The organism is Pigmentiphaga sp. MLSB6-MA01 (assembly GCF_058793475.1).
Map to the genome: position 1 here is coordinate 334,053 of NZ_JBXAFV010000001.1, position 20,135 is coordinate 354,187.

Annotated in this window: 21 protein-coding genes and 1 pseudogene; 9 read left to right on the forward strand and 13 right to left on the reverse strand. The window is 66.5% G+C overall.

The window, feature by feature from the left end:
• Positions 1 to 12 precede the first annotated feature (12 nt).
• On the forward strand, positions 13 to 387 hold the full coding sequence (locus AC1Q6E_RS01700; protein WP_296558001.1) for a hypothetical protein: 375 nt from the start codon (positions 13 to 15) through the stop codon (positions 385 to 387).
• Positions 384 to 1,160 carry a zeta toxin family protein gene (locus AC1Q6E_RS01705; RefSeq protein WP_296558000.1) on the forward strand — a complete coding sequence of 259 codons (777 nt, stop codon included), beginning with the start codon at positions 384 to 386 and terminating at the stop codon, positions 1,158 to 1,160. The genes AC1Q6E_RS01700 and AC1Q6E_RS01705 overlap by 4 nt, the downstream gene beginning before the upstream one ends.
• 56 nt (positions 1,161 to 1,216) lie before the next feature.
• On the opposite strand, the gene AC1Q6E_RS01710 is transcribed toward AC1Q6E_RS01705, so the two are convergent.
• Complete coding sequence (locus tag AC1Q6E_RS01710; protein WP_492572089.1) at positions 1,217 to 1,930, reverse strand: DUF2076 domain-containing protein; 714 nt, start codon at positions 1,928 to 1,930, stop codon at positions 1,217 to 1,219.
• Between the two features lie 75 nt (positions 1,931 to 2,005).
• Positions 2,006 to 2,446, reverse strand: coding sequence for a multidrug/biocide efflux PACE transporter (locus AC1Q6E_RS01715; protein ID WP_296557998.1), 441 nt, complete (start codon positions 2,444 to 2,446; stop codon positions 2,006 to 2,008).
• Positions 2,447 to 2,544: 98 nt separating this feature from the next.
• Here AC1Q6E_RS01715 and AC1Q6E_RS01720 point away from each other — a divergent pair, with 98 nt between their 5' ends.
• Positions 2,545 to 3,405, forward strand: coding sequence for a LysR family transcriptional regulator (locus tag AC1Q6E_RS01720; protein ID WP_152797848.1), 861 nt, complete (start codon positions 2,545 to 2,547; stop codon positions 3,403 to 3,405).
• Here the strand turns inward: AC1Q6E_RS01720 and AC1Q6E_RS01725 are convergent.
• Positions 3,395 to 5,083 (reverse strand): SulP family inorganic anion transporter, encoded by a 1,689-nt coding sequence (locus AC1Q6E_RS01725; protein WP_296557997.1) that lies wholly within the window; start codon positions 5,081 to 5,083, stop codon positions 3,395 to 3,397. The two genes, AC1Q6E_RS01720 and AC1Q6E_RS01725, sit on opposite strands and share 11 nt — an antisense overlap.
• Before the next feature lie 33 nt (positions 5,084 to 5,116).
• Entirely contained in the window at positions 5,117 to 5,869 is a 753-nt protein-coding gene (locus tag AC1Q6E_RS01730) for an SDR family oxidoreductase (protein WP_152797850.1), read from the reverse strand.
• A gap of 175 nt (positions 5,870 to 6,044) precedes the next feature.
• Here AC1Q6E_RS01730 and AC1Q6E_RS01735 point away from each other — a divergent pair, with 175 nt between their 5' ends.
• A complete protein-coding gene (locus tag AC1Q6E_RS01735) occupies positions 6,045 to 7,484 on the forward strand; it encodes an FAD-binding oxidoreductase (protein WP_296557996.1) in 1,440 nt (479 codons plus the stop codon).
• Positions 7,485 to 7,633: 149 nt separating this feature from the next.
• Here the strand turns inward: AC1Q6E_RS01735 and AC1Q6E_RS01740 are convergent, their stop codons facing one another.
• The 4 genes from AC1Q6E_RS01740 to AC1Q6E_RS01755 form a co-directional block, all read right to left on the reverse strand.
• Positions 7,634 to 8,281 (reverse strand): thiol:disulfide interchange protein DsbA/DsbL, encoded by a 648-nt coding sequence (locus AC1Q6E_RS01740; protein WP_152797852.1) that lies wholly within the window; start codon positions 8,279 to 8,281, stop codon positions 7,634 to 7,636.
• Between the two features lie 91 nt (positions 8,282 to 8,372).
• A complete protein-coding gene (locus tag AC1Q6E_RS01745; RefSeq protein ID WP_152797853.1) occupies positions 8,373 to 9,080 on the reverse strand; it encodes an SPOR domain-containing protein in 708 nt (235 codons plus the stop codon).
• Between the two features lie 6 nt (positions 9,081 to 9,086).
• Complete coding sequence (gene argS / locus AC1Q6E_RS01750; RefSeq protein ID WP_492572090.1) at positions 9,087 to 10,772, reverse strand: arginine--tRNA ligase; 1,686 nt, start codon at positions 10,770 to 10,772, stop codon at positions 9,087 to 9,089.
• Between the two features lie 106 nt (positions 10,773 to 10,878).
• Complete coding sequence (locus AC1Q6E_RS01755; RefSeq protein ID WP_296557990.1) at positions 10,879 to 11,628, reverse strand: hypothetical protein; 750 nt, start codon at positions 11,626 to 11,628, stop codon at positions 10,879 to 10,881.
• Between the two features lie 190 nt (positions 11,629 to 11,818).
• On the opposite strand from AC1Q6E_RS01755, the gene AC1Q6E_RS01760 reads away from it, so the two are divergent.
• The gene (locus AC1Q6E_RS01760; RefSeq protein ID WP_152798150.1) at positions 11,819 to 12,142 is read left to right on the forward strand and encodes a DUF1840 domain-containing protein; all 324 of its coding nucleotides are present in this window, start codon (positions 11,819 to 11,821) and stop codon (positions 12,140 to 12,142) included.
• An 11-nt stretch (positions 12,143 to 12,153) separates the two neighbouring features.
• Complete coding sequence (locus AC1Q6E_RS01765; protein ID WP_152798149.1) at positions 12,154 to 12,738, forward strand: DUF924 family protein; 585 nt, start codon at positions 12,154 to 12,156, stop codon at positions 12,736 to 12,738.
• 102 nt (positions 12,739 to 12,840) lie between these two features.
• Here the strand turns inward: AC1Q6E_RS01765 and leuA are convergent, their stop codons facing one another.
• The 3 genes from leuA to AC1Q6E_RS01780 all read right to left on the reverse strand — a co-directional run bounded on the left by leuA (position 12,841) and on the right by AC1Q6E_RS01780 (position 15,479).
• Positions 12,841 to 14,541, reverse strand: coding sequence for a 2-isopropylmalate synthase (gene leuA / locus AC1Q6E_RS01770; RefSeq protein WP_296558047.1), 1,701 nt, complete (start codon positions 14,539 to 14,541; stop codon positions 12,841 to 12,843).
• Positions 14,542 to 14,844: 303 nt separating this feature from the next.
• Positions 14,845 to 15,264: a putative toxin-antitoxin system toxin component, PIN family gene (locus AC1Q6E_RS01775; RefSeq protein WP_492572091.1), complete on the reverse strand. Its 420-nt coding sequence runs from the start codon at positions 15,262 to 15,264 to the stop codon at positions 14,845 to 14,847.
• Positions 15,261 to 15,479, reverse strand: a complete 219-nt coding sequence (locus tag AC1Q6E_RS01780) for an AbrB/MazE/SpoVT family DNA-binding domain-containing protein (protein ID WP_124687314.1) — start codon at positions 15,477 to 15,479, stop codon at positions 15,261 to 15,263. Before AC1Q6E_RS01780 ends, AC1Q6E_RS01775 begins: the two co-directional genes overlap by 4 nt.
• A gap of 138 nt (positions 15,480 to 15,617) precedes the next feature.
• Between AC1Q6E_RS01780 and prpE the strand changes: the two are divergent.
• Positions 15,618 to 17,522: pseudogene (gene prpE, locus AC1Q6E_RS01785) on the forward strand (propionate--CoA ligase); the annotation flags it as partial.
• Between the two features lie 111 nt (positions 17,523 to 17,633).
• Entirely contained in the window at positions 17,634 to 18,104 is a 471-nt protein-coding gene (locus AC1Q6E_RS01790) for an Hsp20 family protein (protein WP_152798146.1), read from the forward strand.
• 33 nt (positions 18,105 to 18,137) lie between these two features.
• Here AC1Q6E_RS01790 and AC1Q6E_RS01795 read toward each other — a convergent pair whose 3' ends face one another.
• Positions 18,138 to 18,773 (reverse strand): flavodoxin family protein, encoded by a 636-nt coding sequence (locus tag AC1Q6E_RS01795; RefSeq protein ID WP_152798145.1) that lies wholly within the window; start codon positions 18,771 to 18,773, stop codon positions 18,138 to 18,140.
• Between the two features lie 134 nt (positions 18,774 to 18,907).
• Between AC1Q6E_RS01795 and AC1Q6E_RS01800 the strand changes: the two genes are divergently transcribed.
• Positions 18,908 to 19,828 carry a LysR substrate-binding domain-containing protein gene (locus tag AC1Q6E_RS01800; RefSeq protein WP_296557979.1) on the forward strand — a complete coding sequence of 307 codons (921 nt, stop codon included), beginning with the start codon at positions 18,908 to 18,910 and terminating at the stop codon, positions 19,826 to 19,828.
• Here AC1Q6E_RS01800 and AC1Q6E_RS01805 read toward each other — a convergent pair.
• Positions 19,809 to 20,132 (reverse strand): DMT family transporter, encoded by a 324-nt coding sequence (locus AC1Q6E_RS01805; protein WP_152798144.1) that lies wholly within the window; start codon positions 20,130 to 20,132, stop codon positions 19,809 to 19,811. The genes AC1Q6E_RS01800 and AC1Q6E_RS01805 overlap by 20 nt on opposite strands.
• Between the last annotated feature and the right edge of the window lie 3 nt (positions 20,133 to 20,135).

Consider the following 20,135-nt stretch of genomic DNA (forward strand, 5'->3'; position numbering starts at 1 on the left):
CATCTGACAGCCGTGAGCACACCCAAGCGTAGCCCTGCCGCAAAGAAGTCCGTACCTCCCGTTCGTCGCAAGACAGCGGTTGGCGGCATCACGCTGGCCTCCCTGAGCGGGGGGATCGAATTGGTTCGGGTGGCCAAGCGAAGCAGCAAACCTGCCACTGCACCGCAAGAGCAAACGGAAGCCCTGTTCAGAAAGGCTGTCTCCGCATTGAAGCGCCCAGGCATTCCCCGTGAGACTGTCTTCAAGGCAGCAACGACCAAGCCCGGTGCGATTTTCTCCTATGCGATCGATCCCTCGGACACGACACGAGTCATTCGTGAAGCCCCGGACGGCACGCGCACGATAGGTCGGCTGAAGAACGGAAAATTTGTCCAGCTCCGACCATGAGTCGAGCGATTCCCAGCATTGATCAGTTGCTCCACGAAGTCAGAAGGAGCACGAAGCCGATTGCCTTCGTTCTTGCGGGGCATAACGGCTCCGGTAAATCCACCCTCTGGTATCAGAAGCTTGCGCCGACATTGAAGATTCCGCTGGTCAATGCGGATCGCTTGATGCTATCGATTCTTCCAGAGCCCGAGGATGGCCTCATTCCTCCATGGGCGCAAAGACTGCGCGATGATGATGAGCGGTGGCAAAAGCTGGCACAAGAAGGCGTTCGTGTTTTCAAGCAGCTAGTCATGAACGGACGTATGCCGTTTGCCTTTGAAACGGTCTTCTCACACTGGAAGCTGCTACCGAACGGCGAGCATCAATCCAAGATCGACGACATAAAAGCCATGCAGGAAGCGGGTTACTTCGTTGTCCTGCTATTCGTCGGGCTGACGAATGTGGATATGTCCATCTTGCGGGTGAGCACGCGCAAGGAAATGGGCGGGCACGATGTAGCGGTGAAGAAGCTGCGAGAGCGCTTTCCCCGCACGCAAAAGGCGATCGGTGAGGCATCGAAAGTCGCCGACATGAGCCTGATGTTCGACAACAGCCGCGGATTCGCCCATGCGTTCACACTTGTCCGGGCGCAAAAGAAGTCTCGCCTTATCTATGACGCCCGGGCTCCACAATATGGAACAGATCCGGAGCTTCTACAGGTATCGTCTGATTGGCTCGAAAAGGTAGTCGGAACAGAGCTGCCCAAGAAACTGCCGGCGTCGATCCTCAATTAGATCCGCCAGTTACGGATCGGGGCTGGCTCGCGTGCCCAGCGAACCGCCCCGCCTCCTCAGACGAAGTCGTCGTCCGAGAACGTATCGTCGGTGAAGGAATCGTCCGCCGACGTGTCATAGGTCTGCGCATCGGCGCCCGCATCCGGGCGGTCGTCATTTCCGCTGTCGTAGTAGTTGTTGGTGACGTTCTGCGTAATCGTTTCCGACGCCGGCGCGCTGCCCGCCAGATGCGCGGCCTGGCCCGCGCCGCCACCCATCAGGTGCTCGATGCCGTTGAACAGGAACATCCCGCCCGCCACCCCCGCCGCCGTGGCGGCGGCGTTGCCCAGGAAGCTGCCCATGGCGCCGCCGGCGGTCGGTACGCCGGCATAGGGCGCCGCTGGCGCGGCGGGCCGGTACTCCGGGCGCTGGCCGATATCGCTGCCGATCATGGAACCACTGGCGGGCGCAGATCGCGCGGGCGCCTTGCCCCACGTATCGCCGCCCAGCAATCCTCCCAGGAAACTGCGCGCGGGCCGGGCTTCCTGCTGCTGCCGCGAGACGGCCTGGAGCTCGCCCACCTGCCCCTCCAGCGCCGCGATCCGGGCCTGCGCGCCTTCGAGTCCTTGTTCCAGCAACAGCGCGCGCTGGATGCTCAGGTACAAGGCATCCGGCTGGCCGGCGGCGCGCTGCCGGATCAGGGCATCGGCCTCGGGGTCCTTGTCCATGCCCTGGACGCCAGCCAGGCGGTCCAGGAAATTGTCGAGCAGGGCGCGTTCTTGCGGAGTCATGAGCGGTTCTCCCGAAATGCCGGCCGAAGGCCGGCGCGGTGCCGCGGATGATGGCGGCCGGGGCTTAACCGTGGCTTAAGCCCCCGGACACGCCTCCCCCACCCAACGCACCCGCAGCCGGTCATATGCCAGGTTATACACGTAGGTATATGGCAGGAAGAACAGCAACAACCCGATATCCAGCACCAGCGCTTCCCACAGCGAAATGCTCAGCCACCACGCCGCCAGCGGTACCACGATCAGGATCAAACCGAACTCGAAGCCCAGCGCGTGGGTCATCCGGACCCGCGTATCGCGCACCCAGCCCAGGCTGCGCTCCACACGCTCGAAGCCGGCGTTGTAGACCATGTTCCACAGCATGGCGATAAGCGAGATCACCGCCGTCAGTGCTCCCATGTGGAGCAGCGGCTTTCCCATGATCCAGGCCAGCGCGGGCGCGCACAGCGCCACCGCGATGATCTCGAAGCACAGCGCGTGCGCCAGGCGCTCACGCAGCGATTTCTTGTTCTGCAGCACGTTCAACCTCGTTCCGTTGATGTCGTATCGGCATTTTCTGCCATACTTCCGTTAAAGAAAACCTAATTACCATCGGATTTTCCGATACAAGACCAAGCATGGCCTATTCTCTGGAAGCGCTGGCGGCCTTCACCCAGGCAGCCGCGCTGGGCTCGTTCTCGGCCGCGGCGCGCAAACTGGGCAAGCGGCAATCGAGCATCAGCGAAAGCATCGCCAACCTGGAAATCGACCTGGGCGTGCAGTTGTTCGACCGCGCCACCCGCCAGCCCACGCTGACCCCGGCGGGCCGGGCATTGCTGGTGGAGGCGGCCCAGGTCCTGGCCAGCGCCGAGCAGCTGGGCCGCGCCGCCGGCCGCTATGCCCAGGGACACGAGGCGCGGCTTACGCTGGCGCTGTCCGACACCTATCAGTCCGAACGTTTTGAAGCCATCCTGGCCGCGCTCGACCGCAAGTATCCCGACATCGAGTTCGAATGCATGATGTCCGAGGACTGGGATACGGTCGCCACCGTGCAGCGCGGCCGCGCCAACCTGGGGCTGGTGCGCGCGCAGGAGCAGTATCCGCCCGACGTGGAACACCGCACGCTGCCGGACCTGTCGGAAATGGTGGTGGTCGCGGGCAAGGACCATCCGCTGGCGAAACGCCGCACGGTCACCGAGGCCGACCTGCGCGCGGCCCGGGAACTGCGGATCGCGCCTTACGAGGACGACGGCCGCCGCATCGCGCGGGGCCGCACCTGGTCGGCGCCCTACTACCTGATGCTGCTGGAGATGGCGGTCATGAATTTCGGCTGGGCCAGGATGCCGCGCTGGCTGGTGACCAACTTCGCCGCCGGCAGGCTGGTGGAGTTGCAGGTGCCTGGCCAGGAGCGCCTGCTGCCGGTGGATGTGGTGTGGTCCAACCAGCGTCCGATGGGCCCCGCGGGCGCCTGGATGCTGGAGGAACTGCTCAAGGCCTGAGCGCGCCCGCGGTCAGTGCGGCGATGGCCTCGCGCTCGGTACGGAATATATGATGAGGCGGCAGCATGGCCGTGACGCCTGCGGTATCGAACACGTCCTCCACCTGCTTCTTCACGCCCGCCAGGTACAGGTCCACGCCCTGGTCGCGCAGCGTGCCGATCAGGTAGATCAGCGTATCGACGCCGGTCACGTCGATGCTGTTGATCGGCCCCGCATAGATCAGCACCCGCTTGATGCCGGGATCGGCCCGGCAACGCTCGATCACGAAATGCTCCAGCGGGTTGGCGGTGACGAAGCTCAGTCCCGCGTCCATGCGCACGGCCAGCAGGTCCGGGGCCAGCGGCGGCAGGCCGAAACGCAGGCGGTCCCGCAGCGTGCCGTCGGCGTGGACGGCAACCTCGACGATGCGGGGGTGCGAGCGCTGGTACAGGAAATAGCCCAGGGACAGGATGAAACCCGCCAGGATGCCCCACTGCAACTGCGGAGCGGCGATCAGGGTGGCCACGGCCGTGGACACGGCGATGACGGCTTCGGCACGCGACGTGGCCCACAGCCGGACGAAGAAGCGCGGGGTGATCAGATTGGAGACCGGCACGATGATGACGGCCGCCAGGAAGGCCCGGGGCAGGTGGGCAATGGCCGGCGTCAAGAACAGCAGGCTCGCCAGCACGCACACGAAGGCGAACAGCGCGGACCAGCCCGAGCGCGCGCCGACGAACAGGTTCAGCGCCGAGCGCGAGAACGAGGCGCTGACGGGAAAGGCGCCGCTCAGGCCGCTGGCGATCTTGGCCAGCCCCTGGCCGATGAACTCCTGGTCCTCGTTCCAGCGCCGGCGCGTGCTGCGCGAGATGGTCTTGGCGCTGGACAGCGCCTCGACGAAACTGACCAGCGCGATCACCGCCGCCGCGGGCAGCAGGCTGCGATAGTCTTCCCAATCCAGCAGTTGGGGCACGGTGAACTGCGGCAGGCCCGCCGGCAGGGTGCCGACCACCGCCCCGCCCCGCTCGCCGTAGCCGATGGCCCAGCTGACCAGGCCGGTCACCAGCGCGGCGGCCAGCACGATGGGCAGGCGTTTGCTGTGCTTCTTCAGCGCCGACAGAAAGACCAGCGTCCCCACGCCGAAAGCGAACGCCGTCCAGTCGACGCTGCCCAGCAGGCCGCGCAGGTCGATCGCGGCCAGCGCGACGCGGGCCTGGCTCCATTCCAGTCCCAGCATGGCAGGCAATTGCGACAGCATGATCAGCAGCGCAGCGGCTTGGGTGAATGCCCCCACGACGGACCCTGGCAGGAAGTTCACCACCATGCCCAGGCGGGTCGCGCCGATCAGCATCTGTATCGCGCCCGCCATCAACGCCAGCCATATCGCCAGCTCGACCCAGCGCGCGGACTCGGCGGCCGCCATGCCGGACAGCGAACCGGCCACCAACATGCTGGTCAGCGCGACCGGGCCCGCGCCCAGGAGCTGGCACGATCCCCACAACACGCTGATGACCGGCGGGATCAACGCCGCGTACAGCCCGGTGATGGGCGGCATGCCGGCCAGCATGGCGTAGGCCACGGCCTGCGGCACCAGGATCAGGCCGAGCGTGAAACCGGCCCGCGCATCGGCGGCGAGATCGGCGGCGTTGGGCCGGGGCCAGTTCAGGAAGGGGAGATAGCGGGCGAGCAGAGCGGACATGGAAAATGCGCCGGATCGGGACCGGCGAGGTAGTCAGAGATGGCGCGGCTTGCGCGGCGCGCGCACGGCGAAATGGTCGTAGACGGCATCGGGCAAGAGGCGCATCAGCTTGGCGACGATGCCCATCTGCCACGGGATGACGGTGTAGCGGACGCCGCGCTCCAGGGCGCGGGAAGCCTTGTCGGCGAACACGTCGGCGTCCATCAGGAACGGCATGGAATACGGATTGCGCGCGGTCATGGGCGTGCGGATGTAGCCCGGCGCGATGGTCGATACGCGTATGCCCTGCGGCGACAACTCGTTGCGCAGGCTTTCGCAATAGGCAATGACGGCCGCCTTGGAAGCGCTGTACGCGCCCGCGCCGGGCAGTCCGCGTATGCCGGCCACGCTGGCGATGCCCGCCAGGTGACCACGGCCGGCCTGCTTCATGGCGGGGATGAACGGTTCGAAGGTCGCCACCATGGCGATCAGGTTGGTGTCGATCACGGCGCGGAAAGCGTCGAAATCCTCCATTTCCTCGGTCAACGTACCGGTGCTGATGCCAGCATTGGCGATCACCAGATCGGTGCCGCCCAAGGCCAGGAAATCCCCGGCCGCCGCATGCAGGGCATCGCGGTCACGCACGTCCAGCGCATAGCAGCGGTGGCTGCCCGGCAGCGACGCGGCCAGCGCCTGCAAGGCCTCCTGGCGCCGGCCCACCAGGCCCAGCGTGGCGCCCAGGCCCGCATAGCGGCGCGCCAGCGCCTGCCCGATGCCGCTGCTCGCACCGGTGATGAAGACGTTCATGCTCCCCTCTCGTGAGTTCATCATTATCACCTTTAATCATGTAGTTCTTACTGGAAATCATTAAGAAACGGCCCGCGCGCCACCCCTATTGTCGCCAGGACGCCAAGCCGGTCGGCCCTGGATGAATCTGCGATACTGCGGGAAGAACCGCGTCCGCGGCACCACAGAGAGCAAGATGACGTCCCTTCCCATTTCCGATGTGCAAGCCGCGCTGACCGGATTGGTCGGCCAGGCGAATGTCTATGCCGATCCCGCGGACAAGGCCCGCTACGAAACCGGCGCCCGCTACGGCGACGGCAAGGCCGCCCTGGTGGTGCGGCCCGGCTCGGCCGCCGAGGTGGCCGCGGTGGTGCGCTACTGCGTGGACACCGGCACGCCGCTGATCGCCCAGGGCGCCAACACCGGCCTGGTGGCCGCCAGCACGCCGGACGCCAGCGGCACTCAGGTCGTGCTGAGCCTGGAGCGGCTGCGCGGCGAGATCGCGATCGACCGCGCCAACCGCACCGCCACCGTCGGCGCCGGTGTCACGCTGCAGGAACTGAACGACAAGCTGGCCGAACATGGCCTGTGCTTTCCCATCGACCTGGGCGCCAATCCCTCGCTGGGCGGCATGATCGCCACCAATACCGGCGGCTCGCGGCTGATCCGCTACGGCGACGTGCGCCACAACCTGCTGGGCATCGAAGTCGTGCTGGCCGATCCGCCGGGACAGGTGCTGGACCTGATGAGCGGGCTGCGCAAGAACAATACCGGCTACGACCTCAAGCAGCTCTTCGTCGGCGTGGGCGGCGCGGGCGGCGTCATCACCCGCGCCGTCGTGCAGGTCCATCCCCTGCCCCGCCAGACGGCCACCGCGCTAATCGTACCCACCAGCCAGGAAGCCGTGCTGGAACTGCTGATCGCGCTGGAAAGCGAGTTCGGCGATTTCCTGACCGCCTACGAGGGCATGTCCCGTTCCACCGTCCAGTCGGTCATCGACCACGTGCCCGGCGTCGCCAACCCCTTCGCCCCCGAGCCCATCCCCGACTACTGCCTGCTGGTGGAGCTGGCCGCCACCTCGTCGCGCGAAGTGCTGGGCGTGGACCTGCAATCGGCGCTGAACGATTTCCTGGAACGGCAATTCGACGTGCTGGTGGCCAACGCCGTGCTGGACGGCGGCCCCGACCTCTGGAAAATCCGCCATTCCATCAGCGAATCCATCCGCCACCAGGGCAAGCTGATCGCCTTCGACATCGCCGTGCCGCGCTCTTCGATGGTGGACTTCCAGACCACCGCGCGGCGGATGCTGGAAGCCGGCTTCCCTTGGCTGCGCCTGTTCGACTTCGGCCACTGGGCCGACGGCGGCACCCACTTCAACATCGTCTGGCCCCACGACGCCACGCCCGCCTACGACGCGGACACCGTGGAAAAACTCCGGCTGGCGATCTACGACCTGGTGGTCCGCCAGTTCGGCGGCAGCTTCAGCGCCGAACACGGCGTCGGCCCCTACAACGAACGCTTCTACCACCGCTATGCGTCGCCCGAAGCGCAGGCGCTGTCGGGCAAGATCCAGCAAGCCATAGACCCCGGGCATACGCTGGGCCAAGTCTATTTCGGCCCATCTTCCAAACCCTGACTTTCTCCAGAAAAACAAGAACGGCCTTGCACCATTGAATGCAAGGCCGTTCTTGTCTCTACCATCCAGACCCAGGGCACCGCGGATCCGGCTTTGCCGGTCCGCCAGTGCCGCCCCCTGGGGGGCGCGCGTCAGCGCGTAGGGGGGGCCTACTTCTTTTCCCTGCCGATCAGGAAATCGGCGACTTGCAGGGCGCCAAGATTGCTGCCGGTCATCGACGGCGAGGTCAGATAGCGGCCGTTGATGGCCAGCGTGGGCACGCCGTCGATCTTGTAGGCTTCGGCCAGCTTGGTGGCGCGCTGCACCTTGCTCTGGACGCCGAAGGAGTTGTAGGCGGCCGTGAACTGCGCACGATCCAGGCCCTGCTTCTCGGCCCAGTCGAAGATGCGGTTGGCCGTGTTCAACGGCTGGCGCTGTTCGTGGATGGCGGTGAAGACCATGCGATGCAGTTGGTCGACCTTGCCCAGCGCCTCCAGCGTGTAGTACAGGCGTTGCTGCGGTTCCATGCCGGCGTTGAAACGCACCGGCACGCGGCGCACCACGACATCGGGCGGCAGTTTCTTGATCCAGGCTTCCAGGCTCGGCTCGAGCGCATTGCAGTGCGGGCAGCTATACCAGAAGAACTCGGTGACCTCGACCTTGCCCGGGGAGTCGGTGGCCTGGGGCTGCTGCAGGCGGATGTACTCGGTGCCCTCGCGCGGCTGCTGCGCCTGGGCGGTACCCGGCAGGGCGGCGACGAAACCGGCGGCCAGGGCCAGGCTGGCAACGATATGGCGGAAAGAGAAGCGACCGATCATAGGATTCCTCTGATAACGTGGCCCGGACGGCGGACCGGCCGGGCGTGGTGGAAACTCGGACCGCGGCGGGCGGCGCGAAGTTCCACCCGGATCATTTCTTCACGACGGCGGCCTCGATGCCGTTCTCGGCCAGGCGCGCCCGCGTGCGGTTCATGTCGTCCAGACGGGTGAAGGGCCCCACGCGTACGCGGTGCACCGTGCCGGCAGCCACATCGGCCGTCTCCAGGCGCGCCTCGAACCCCATGAAGGCCAGCTTGGCCTTGAGCGCTTCGGCGTCCTCGATCACGCGGTAGGCGCCGACTTGCAGGAAATAAGTGCCCGAACCCGTGGCGCCGGGCGCCTGTGCGGGTGCCTGGGACGGCGCGGCGGCCGACGGCGCGGGAGGTTGCGCCCCCTTTTTGTCCTTGTCGACGTTCTGACTGGCCAGGAAGTCCCCCAAGGGATCGCGGGTTGCCTGGGGTACCGGCGCGGGCGCCGGCTGCGAGGCCGAGGGTCCCGATGCCGAGGGCGCGCCGGCGGGGCCGTCCTTGCCGTAAAGACTGCGGTTCGGATCGGGAGCGTTGGCGGGATCGGACGGCTGCGCGGGTGCTGCCGGCGGCCGGGTTCCCTTGCTGACGAAGGGCACCGGCGCCTTGGTGATGTAGAACGCCACCAGTACGGCCACCAGCAGGCCGACCAGCAATCCCGCCATCAGGCCGAACATGGTCCCGCCCACCGCTCGCTTGGGTGCTGCCTGGCGATGGCTGGCGCCGCCCTGCTTCCCGCCGCGGGGAGTCTTCGTCTTCGCTGTGGAGGCCATGAATCGTTACATCCGTTGCGGAGCGGACACGCCCAGCAACGCCAGCCCATTGGCCAGCACCTGCCGGGTTGCGGCCAGCAGCGCCAGGCGCGCCAGCTTCAGCGCCTCGTCGTCCACCAGCACGCGTTCGGCATTGTAGTAGGCATGGAAATCGGCGGCGCAATCCTTGAGCCAGAAAGCCACATGGTGCGGCGACAGATCGTTGGCCGCGAGCCCCACCATGGACGGGAACTCGGCCAGCCGCTGCAGCAGCAGGAACTCCCGTTCGGCCGTCAGCAGCGATGTATCCACCCGTGCCAGATCGGCCTCGCCGCCGCCCCATTGCGCCAGCACCGAGCAGATGCGCGCATGGGCGTACTGGATGTAATAGACGGGATTCTCGTCGGTCTGCTTGAGGGCCAGGTCGACGTCGAACACGAATTCGGTATCGGCGCGGCGCTGGATCAGGAAGTAGCGCACCGCATCGCGGCCGACCCAGTCGATCAGGTCGCGCATGGTCACGTAGCTGCCGGCGCGCTTGGAGATCTTGACCTCTTCGCCGCCGCGCATGACCTTGACCATCTTGTGCAGCACGTAGTCGGGGTAGCCCTTGGGGATGCCCACCTCCAGCGCCTGCAGGCCCGAGCGCACCCGCGCCACGGTACCGTGGTGGTCCGAGCCCTGGATGTTAATGGCCTTGGTGTAGCCGCGCTCCCACTTGGTCACGTGATAGGCCACGTCCGGCACGAAATAGGTATAGCCGCCCTCGGACTTGCGCATGACGCGGTCCTTGTCGTCGCCCTCGCCCAGTTCGGTCGTGCGCAGCCACAGCGCGCCGTCCAGCTCATAGGTGTGGCCGCTGGCGACCAGGCGCTGCACGGTCTGCTCGACCCGGCCCGACGTATACAGGGAGCTTTCCAGGTAGTAGTTGTCGAACTTCAGGTCGAAAGCCTGCAGGTCCAGGTCCTGCTCGCGGCGCAGGTAGGCCACGGCGAACCTGCGGATGTCGTCGAGGTTCTCGGGATCGCCCGAGGCGGTGACCGGCTCGGCGTCGGCCGCCCGCACCGTCTTGCCGGCCAGGAAGTCCGCCGCGATTTCCGAGATGTATTCGCCGCGATAGCCGTCGGCGGGGAAATCCGGATGCTCGGGGCCGAAGCCACGCGCGCGGGCCTGGACGCTGATCGCCAGGTTCTGGATCTGGTTGCCGGCGTCGTTGTAGTAGAACTCGCGCGTGACGTTCCAGCCGCTGGCGTCGAACAGGCGGCAGATCGCATCGCCCAGCGCGGCCTGGCGGGCATGGCCCACGTGCAGCGGACCGGTGGGATTGGCCGACACGAATTCGACCATCACCTTGCGGCCGTTGGCCGGCGCGCGGCCGAACTCGGCGCCGCGCACGCGGATGGCGTCGATCACCGCCTGCTTGGCGGCGGGCGCGATGCGCAGGTTGATGAAGCCCGGACCGGCGATCTCGGCACCCTGGACAAGGGTGGCCGCGCCCGGCAGCGCCAGCAGCGCATCGACGATGGCCTGGGCCAGCTCACGGGGATTGCGCTTGAGAGGCTTGGCGATCTGCATCGCCACGTTGGTGGCGGCGTCGCCGTGGGAGGCCACCTTGGGCCGCTCGAGCAGCAAGGTGGGCGTGGCTTCGGGGGCAACAGCCTTGACGGCGGCGCCCAGGAGGCCGAGTAGTTGTTCCTGTTGCTCGGGGAGCATGGCTGGAATGATCGCGCTAAATGAAAGACCAAGAGCGGAATGTTAACAGCCGCGAGCCGGGGAGGGGAAAAGCCCCCCCTCCCGGCGCTCCCCGCCGTGTAGCCGCTCAGCCGCCGCTGGCGCGCACGCCCGCCAGGGGGAAGACGAACGAGCCATCGGCGGGCGCGGACGCCGCCAGCATCGATGCCGCGCCGCCCCCCGCCGCCGGCTCGACCAGCGCAAAGCCCGAGGTCGTCACGCCCGCGTAGGGCCGGGCGCACGTGTTGGCGAAAGTGACGGTGGTCCGGAAATAATTCTTGCTGGCGTGCGGCGCCACCGAACCGGAGAAGTCGCACCGCCCGCCGTTGGCCACCACATAGCCGGTCAGGGCGCCCGTCGCGGAAATGGTCGTGGCGATCGTGGAGCTCGACTCGGCCACCCAGGTCCCCTGGATGTCGTCCAGGCTGGCCTTGCGCTCATAACTGGAATCGTAGTCGAGCTTGAAGCTGAAGGCCGCGCCGCCGGACAGGCTGCCCTGCAGGGTCTTCTTTTCCTGGACCGTGGCATTCAGAGAGAAGGCGCTGCCGGACGAGGCCGACATGAATATCTTGCCGTTGGCAGTATAGTTTTGGGCCTGGGTGGAACCGGTGCCCAGTACCATGGCAAGGTCACCACTGCGTGCAAGATGGAAACCCCACAGCTTGCCATCGTCCGTCACGAGCAACGCCAGCGGGTCTCCCGCCCCGGTCGCCCCGTCCCAGAACCCTTCCGCGTTGGCGTTGACGACCGGCGCCCCGCCACCCCCGTCCCCTCCTCCGCCACAGGCCGCCAGCAATCCCAGCAATGCGGCGGCCGCCGCGGTCCTCGTCTTGTTCATTGCCATTCCCCTTGTTCGTATGCTTGATCGATGAAACGGCGCCCCCGCGCTTGCGGCGGTCTCCCCCTGACGCCGTTCTGTCATCGAAGGTAGCACATGATGCGTATGAATAACACCCGGCCCCGCCACGGGTCGGCCGTCGACTTCCGCCATAATGGAGTCCGGTCCACGACACGGGAAACGCAACGCCATGATCGTCACCTTCAGATCCAAGGCCGCCGGCGAAGTCATCATGCTGGGCGAACACGCCAGGCCGCTGCTGGAACTGGCCGGCAAGATGCCCGAGATCGCCGCGGGCACGCGCGGCGTCTTCACGCCCGAGCAACTGCCCGAGGCCATCCGCCGCATCGAGACGGCGATAGGCATCGAAAAAGAACCCCGTTTCGACGAGGACAACCCCGAGGAAAAAGAGAAGGCCGCCAGCCACGTGGGGCTGAAGCAACGCGCCTTTCCGCTGCTCGACATGCTGCGCAAGGCGCAGGCCCAGAACGTCAACGTGACCTGGGAAAACTGAGGAGCCGCCGCATGACCCGACCACCCTGGCAGGACGTCCTGGACTTCTGGTTCCTGCCACCCGACGATCCCGGCTACCTGAAGCCGCGCCACGTCTGGTTCCAGAAAAATCCCGACTTCGACGCCGAGATCGAACGGCGCTTCCTGCCGCGAATCGAACAGGCGATGGCCGCAGGCCTGCGCGAGTGGAAACGCGAACTGGGCGGTGCGCTGGCGCGCATCGTGCTGCTGGACCAGTTTCCCCGCAACGTCTGGCGCGGCACGCCCCGCGCCTTCGCCGGCGACCCCCAGGCGCTGGCCGACGCGCTGGAACTGATCGATTCGGGCCGCTACCTGCAACTACCCCCCGTGAAACGGGAATTCGTCTACCTGCCGTTGATGCACAGCGAGAACCCCGGCATCCAGGAACGGTGCGTGGCCCTGTACACCACGCTGGCGCAGGAACACCCCGCCTCCCAGAACTCGCTGGACTTCGCCATCCGCCATCGCGACATCGTGGAACGCTTCGGCCGCTTCCCCCATCGCAACGCCGCCCTGGGAAGGGCAAGCACGGGGCAGGAGCTGGAGTTTCTGAAGCAGCCGGGATCGGGGTTCTGACGCCCCCCAAGCCACTCTGACAGCACCCCATGATGCGGTGGATCCGGCTGTGCCGGTCCACCCGCATCGGCCCCTTTGGGGGGCGCGCCAAGCGCGTAGAGATCACACACTCACTTCGGCAAGCTTGGTGCCTACTGTCGCGGCAGGCTGTCCGCTATCGCGGATGTGCCGGTTGACGGCGCTCAGCACGGCCTTGAACGACGCCGTGACGATGTCGCTGTCCACGCCCACGCCAAAGCCCGTGGGGGCGTCGCCTACGCGCACTTCCACATAGCAGGCGGCGGTCGCGTCGGCGCCCACGCCTATCGAGTGCTCGTGGTAGTCCATCATCCGCATCGGCATATCCAACGCCTGCACAAAGGCGTCGATGGGACCGTTGCCGGTCCCCACCAGCGTGCGTGCCTGGCCATTCGCCTGTACGTCGACCTCGACCCGCACGCCGCCGTCGATGCTGGCCATGCGATGACGGACGAAGCGATAGGGCTCGTGCTGCTCCAGGTATTCGTGGTTGAAGATGGAGTAGACATCGGCGGCGACGACTTCCTTGCCCGTTGCATCGGTCACGCGCTGGATGGCGCGGCTGAACTCGATCTGGAGGCGGCGCGGCAGGTCGAAGCCGTATTCCTGTTGCAGCAAGTAGGACACCCCGCCCTTGCCGGACTGGCTGTTCACGCGAATGACCGCGTCATAGCTGCGCCCCAGGTCGGCCGGATCGATGGGCAAATAGGGAACGTCCCAGATGGCGTCCGGCTGGCGCTGCGCGAAACCCTTCTTGATCGCGTCCTGGTGCGACCCCGAGAATGCGGTGAAGACGAGGTCGCCCACGTACGGATGACGCGGATGCACCGGCAGCTGGGTGCAGTATTCGACACAGCGGCGCACGTCGTCGATGTCGGAAAAATCGAGCCCCGGCGAAACACCCTGGCTGTAGCAGTTCAAGGCCAACGTGACCAGGTCGACGTTGCCGGTGCGCTCGCCGTGGCCGAACAGGCAGCCCTCGATGCGGTCGGCGCCGGCCAGCACGGCCATCTCGGCCGCCGCCACCGCGGTGCCGCGATCGTTGTGCGGGTGGACGCTGAGAATGATGCTGTCGCGGTTGGCCAGGTTGCGGTGCATCCACTCGATCTGGTCGGCGTAGATGTTGGGCATCGCGCACTCGACGGTGGCCGGCAGGTTCAGGATGATCTTGCGGCTGGGCGTCGCGCCCCAGGCCTCGACCACCGCATCGCACACATCCTTGGCGAAATCGAGTTCGGATGAACTGAACACCTCGGGCGAATACTGGTAGACCCATTCGGTATCGGGACGCTCGTCGGTCAACGCCTTGATGAGGCGGGTGCCTTCCAGCGCGACCTGCTTGACCTCTTCGCGCGACATGCCGAACACGATGCGGCGGAAGGCCGGCGCGATGGCGTTGTACATGTGCACGATCACCCGGCGGCCGCCCTCGACCGACTCGATGGTGCGGCGGATCAGTTCCTCACGCGATTGCGTCAGCACCTCGATGGTGACGTCCTCGGGCACCCGGTTCTGGTCGATCAGGCCCCGGATGAAATCAAAATCCGTCTGCGAAGCCGATGGAAAACCGACCTCGATTTCCTTGAAGCCGATCTGGACCAGTTTCTCGAACATGCGCGTCTTGCGCTCGCCGTTCATGGGTTCGATCAAGGCCTGGTTGCCGTCGCGCAGATCGGTGCTCATCCAGATCGGCGCCTTGGTCATCCGGCGGTTGGGCCAGCTACGCTCGGAAAAGTCGTAGGCGGGGAAGGGGCGGTATTTCGCCTCGGGATTCTTCAACATGATGGACTGCTCCTGCTACTGCGGACTCGGAATGGACGGATGGACCGTGTGAGTGGCCGAGAGGGGGCTGCCGAACTGCCACGAGGACGCTAGGCCCGGCAACCGATCGGTAGTAGTAGCGAGGAAGCGATGAGTGCGACGATCGCGCGCACGTCGGCACCCGGCGCGGCTTGGCGCAGGGAGGCGGCGGAGCGGATGGCGGAGGTGGCCATGGTTGCGATCGTGCTTGGGAAAAATGCGGATAGATGTGATAGTCAACCACAAATCCGGATTGCTGGCAAGCCGCCTGGGGAAACTACAACGCCATCAGGCACCGGCGATGTCGGCGAGATGATCGGCCGTCCATATTGGAAACGGAGCCTGCGGCCGCAAGGCCAGCAGGTCCGCATCGCCAGTCACCAGGGCCTCGGCCTCGGCAACATGGGCGAGCACGACGAAGACCTGGTCCTTCTTATCACGGCATTCGGGCAGGAGAGGCCAAACGGCAGGCAACGTGACGACCTCTGCATGCGGAAGAAAATCCGCGAGCAAGTCGTTCTGGTCACTCGCTGACAACCGGAATTTGGGATAAGCCAGGACACGCAGCAATTCATTGGCGGTAGCCCGGCAGACTAAAGGCGCAAGCCTGCCATCCTGCCAGGCCCGGCGTATCCAGGCCAACCGGCCCGAGGTAAACATCAGCGCCGACAGCACGATGTTGGTGTCGAGCACGACGCGACGCGTCATCGCCGTGCCCACGCAAGGGCCTCTTCCACATCCTGCTCGGTGATACCCAACTGCTCCAGCTTGTCACGGACGGCCTGAGCCTGATGGACCCTGACCGGAGTCAATACGATGCGCCCATTCTCGACCGTTACGTCGAAATAATCCGTCTCGTCCACACTAGAGACTGCGGCCTTGGGCAAGGTGATCTGGTTTTTCGATGTCAGCTTGGCAAGCATAGGGAAACTCCACAAACCAAGAAATCTTATTTTCTTACTTTACCATAATAAGGAATCAAGCCATATTCAAACCCGGGGTAAACCCGGGATACCCCCCCGCCCGGCGCCGGTTCACCATCATCCGACAATCAGGAGGAGACAGCCGTGGCAAGCTACCAGGCCTTCCATGCCCGATCTGTGGACGAACCGGGACCGTTCTGGAGCGAGCAGGCCCGGCTCGTCGACTGGCACGCGCCGCCCACCCAGCCCCTGGACCTGTCACATCCCCCCTTCTCGCGCTGGTTCGTTGGCGGACTGACCAATCTCTGCCATAACGCGGTCGACCGGCATCTGGCCGAACGGGGCGACCAGCCCGCGCTGGTCCACGTCTCGACCGAGACCGGCACCGAGTCCGCCTACACCTACGCGCAATTGCATGACGAAGTGAACCGGATGGCCGCGGTGATGCAGGCGCTGGGCGTACGGCGCGGCGACCGGGTGCTGATCTACATGCCCATGATTCCGGAGGCGGCGTTCGCGATGCTGGCCTGCGTGCGGATCGGCGCCATCCACTCGGTGGTGTTCGGCGGCTTCGCCTCGGCCAGCCTGGCCACGCGCATCGACGATGCCCGGCCGGCCCTGGTGGTGTCGGCCGACGCCGGCTCGCGCGCGGGCAAGGTGATTGCCTACAAGCCGCTGCTGGACGAAGCGCTGCAACTGGCTTCGCATGCGCCGGCCAGCGTGCTGCTGGTGGACCGGGGCCTGGCGCCCATGCCCATGCAGGCAGGGCGGGACCACGACTACGCGGCGCTGCGCGAACGCCATGCCCATGCCCGCATTCCCTGCGTCTGGCTGGAGTCGAACGAGCCTTCCTACATCCTCTACACCTCAGGCACCACCGGCAGGCCCAAGGGCGTGCAGCGCGACACGGGCGGCTATGCCGTGGCGCTGGCCGCGTCGATGCGGCACATCTTCTGCGCGAAAGCGGGAGATGTGATGTTCACGACCTCGGACGTCGGCTGGGTGGTGGGCCACAGCTACATCGTCTACGGACCGTTGATCGCGGGCATGACCACGCTGATGTACGAGGGCACGCCGGTGCGCCCCGACGGCGCCATCTGGTGGAAGCTGGTGGAACAGTACGGCGTCACCCACATGTTCAGCGCCCCCACCGCGATACGGGTGCTGAAGAAGCAGGATCCGGAAACGCTGCGCCGCCACGATCTTTCCACGCTGCGCACCTTGTTCCTGGCCGGCGAGCCGCTGGACGAACCCACCGCGCGCTGGATCCACGAGGCCATCGGCAAACCCGTGGTCGACAACTACTGGCAGACCGAAACCGGCTGGCCCATGCTGGCGCTGCCGCGCGGGGTGGAAGACCTGCCCACCAAGTTCGGCTCGCCCGGCCTGCCGGTGTACGGCTATCGGCTGGAGATCGTGGACGAGCAGACAGGCGAACCTTGCCCGCCCGGCCGCAAGGGCGTGGTGGCGCTGGAGGCGCCGTTGCCGCCGGGCTGCATGACCACGGTCTGGGGCGACGACGAGCGCTACGTTTCCACCTACTGGTCGGGCTTTCCCGGCAAGCTGCTGTATTCCAGCTTCGACTGGGGCATCCAGGACGAGGACGGCTACGTCACCATCCTGGGTCGCACCGACGACGTCATCAATGTCGCGGGACACCGGCTGGGCACACGCGAGATCGAGGAAAGCGTCTCCAGCCATCCGGACATCGCCGAGGTCGCCGTGGTGGGCGTGCAGGACGCGCTGAAGGGCCAGGTCGCGATGGCCTTCGCCATCGCCCGCAGCGCCGACCGCGCCGCGACGCCCGAAGGCCGCCTGCGATTGGAAGGCGAGGTCATGCAGACGGTCGAGCGCCGCCTGGGCGCCGTGGCCCGTCCGGCGCGGGTGTTCTTCGTGAATGCGCTGCCCAAGACCCGCTCGGGCAAGTTGCTGCGACGGGCCATCCAGGCCGTCGCCGAGGGACGCGATCCCGGCGACCTCACCACCATCGAGGACGCCAGCGCATTGCAGCAGTTGAAGGACGCGATGTTTCCCCCGGCCTAGCCACCGGCGAAAAAAAGGGCTTGAAAAGCAGGCGATCGTCCAGAAATTGGATTCAAGGGATGCCGCAACCGGGTCCCCGTGAAACTTGCTGATCATCAGGAGATTCTAGCCATGAACGCTGCTTTTTCTCTGGCGCCCTTGTTCCGCCAATCGGTCGGCTTCGACCGCTTCAATGACCTTTTCGAGTCGGCCTTGCGCAACGACACCGGCAGCACCTATCCGCCCTACAACGTCGAGAAGCGCGGCGACGACGACTACCGCATCGTGATCGCGGCGGCCGGGCTGCGCGACGAGGACCTGGACCTGCAGGTCGAGAGCGGCGTGCTGACCGTGACCGGCGGCCGGCGCGAGAAAAGCGAAGGTCCCGTCACCTATCTGCACCAGGGCATCGCGCAGCGCGCGTTCAAGCTGTCGTTCCGGCTGGCCGACCATATCGAAGTGCGCGGCGCGCATCTCGAGAACGGCCTGTTGAACATCGACCTGGTCCGTGAAGTGCCCGAGGCCGCCAAGCCCCGGCGCATCGAGATCGGCGCCGCTGCCCCGGCGCCGCGCCAGCAGCCCGCGCTGGCCAACGCCGCCTGACGGTACGGCGGAGCGGCAACGCTCCGCCCCTTCCTACGCCGCCGCATCCCACACGTCGTGGCTGCGCGGCGTATCGATGCGATAGTCCGTATAGGGCCGCCGCAACAGCTCGGCCCCCAGCCTCCTGGCCGCCGCGACCGGGTCGCGAGGATCGCGCGCGACTTCGCCGCGGCGGTTGCCCGCGCCGTGCACATGGCCGACGAAGGCCGAGTGGCTGTACCGGGCGAATTCCTGCACCTGATGCACGATGCCCAGCCCCGCTCCGGGGTAGCTTTCTTCCGAGGCCAGGGTCAGCGCCAGCCTTTTTCCCTGCATGCGCTTCATGACGTCCGCGTGATGCGGATAGGTGCTCGAATAGTAGGCGAACGAGCGATCGAAAAAGGCCTTGGTCTGCGCCGACATTCCATACCAGTAGATGGGCGTGCAGAACACCACGCCGGCGGCGGGCAGGAATTCTTCCAGGAAGAGTTCGCCGTAGCGGTCGGCGGGCGGTTCGGACGAAGGCGTACGGTCGCCCAGGAATCCGCCGATGTAGTCGTCCAGGAAGCGCAGGCGTGGGGCAAGGCCCGCCTCCCGCGCTCCGGCCTCGACCGCGCGCGCCAGCAGCGCGCTGTTGCCGTCACGGCGGGGGCTGCCGACCAGGATGAGTATCGACGAAGATGAGTCCATGTCATGCATTCCTGTGGAAAGGAGTTGCCCGGACACGCCGGGGATGGAATGAATGTAGGAGGCAGGCCCCGTTCTTGGCGAGTGAGCTTCTTTCCAATAAGATGAATTGAATTCATCTCCAGGCCATCAACCCCGTGTTCGCCCGATTGCCCCTGAACGCCCTGCGCACCTTCGAAGCCGCCGCGCGGCTGCGCAGTTTCAAGCTGGCCGCGCAGGAGCTGCACGTCACGCCCACCGCGGTGTCCCATCAGGTCCGGACGCTGGAACAGCATCTGGGAGTAGCCCTGTTCCAGCGCGCGGCGCGCGGCGTGACGCTCACCGCCGCGGGGACACGGCTGCTGGAAACCGTGCACGGCGCGCTGCTGGACATCGGCCAGGCCATGGACGCCCTGCGGCCGCGGCCGGGCACGGGCGTGGTCACCGTCACCACCACGCACTCCTTCGCGGCCTTGTGGCTCGTGCCCCGGCTGGGCCGCTTCTACCAGGAGCATCCCGGTTGCGAAGTGCGGCTGGATGCCACCGAACGCGTGGTCGACCTGTTGCTGGACGCGAGCGTGGACGTGGCCATCCGCTACGGCGGAAGCGAGCCGCCTGGCCTGCTGGCACCGACGATGCTGGCCGAGTCCTTCGGCGTCTATGGCACGCCGGCCGCCGTACGCGCGGCCGCCAAGGCCAGGCCGGCGCTGATCTCGGTGCAATGGCGCGACTCCACCCTGTACGAGCACGGCTGGCGGCAGTGGTGCGCGGCGGCGGGCCTGCCCTGGCTGGACGGGCGGCCGCCCATGCGGCACTACGAGGAGGAGTACTACGCCTTGCAGGCGGCGATCGCGGGCCAGGGCCTGGTGCTGGCAAGCTCGGTCATGGTGTCGGATGCCGTCGGCACCGGGCTGCTGCGGCCGTTCAAGCCCGGGATACGCGTACCGGGCGACCGCTACGTCGTGCTGTGCGCCCCGGGCCGCGAGCGCCACCCGCCGGCCCGCGCCTTCCTGGCCTGGATCGAGCGGGAGTTCGCCGGCGCGCGGGGCGACGATCCGGTCAGCCGGCCGACTCGGTGAAGCGCAGGCCGGCGATGCCCGCCACCGCAAGCGCCAGGAAGAACAAGCGGGCGGGCGGCGCGCCTTCGCCGAACCACACCATGCCCAGCACCGTGAGCCCGACGGTACCCACGCCGGTCCAGACCGCGTAGGCGATGCCCAGGGGCAGCGCGCGCAAGGCGTGCGCCAGCAGGAAGATACTGCCCAGCCCCGCCGCGACCGCCACCGCGCTGGGCACGGGGCGGGTCCAGCCGGCGTTGAGCTTGAGCCCCAGGCCCATGACCACTTCCAGACAGGCCGCCGCCAACAGGTAGGTCCAGGCCATGCC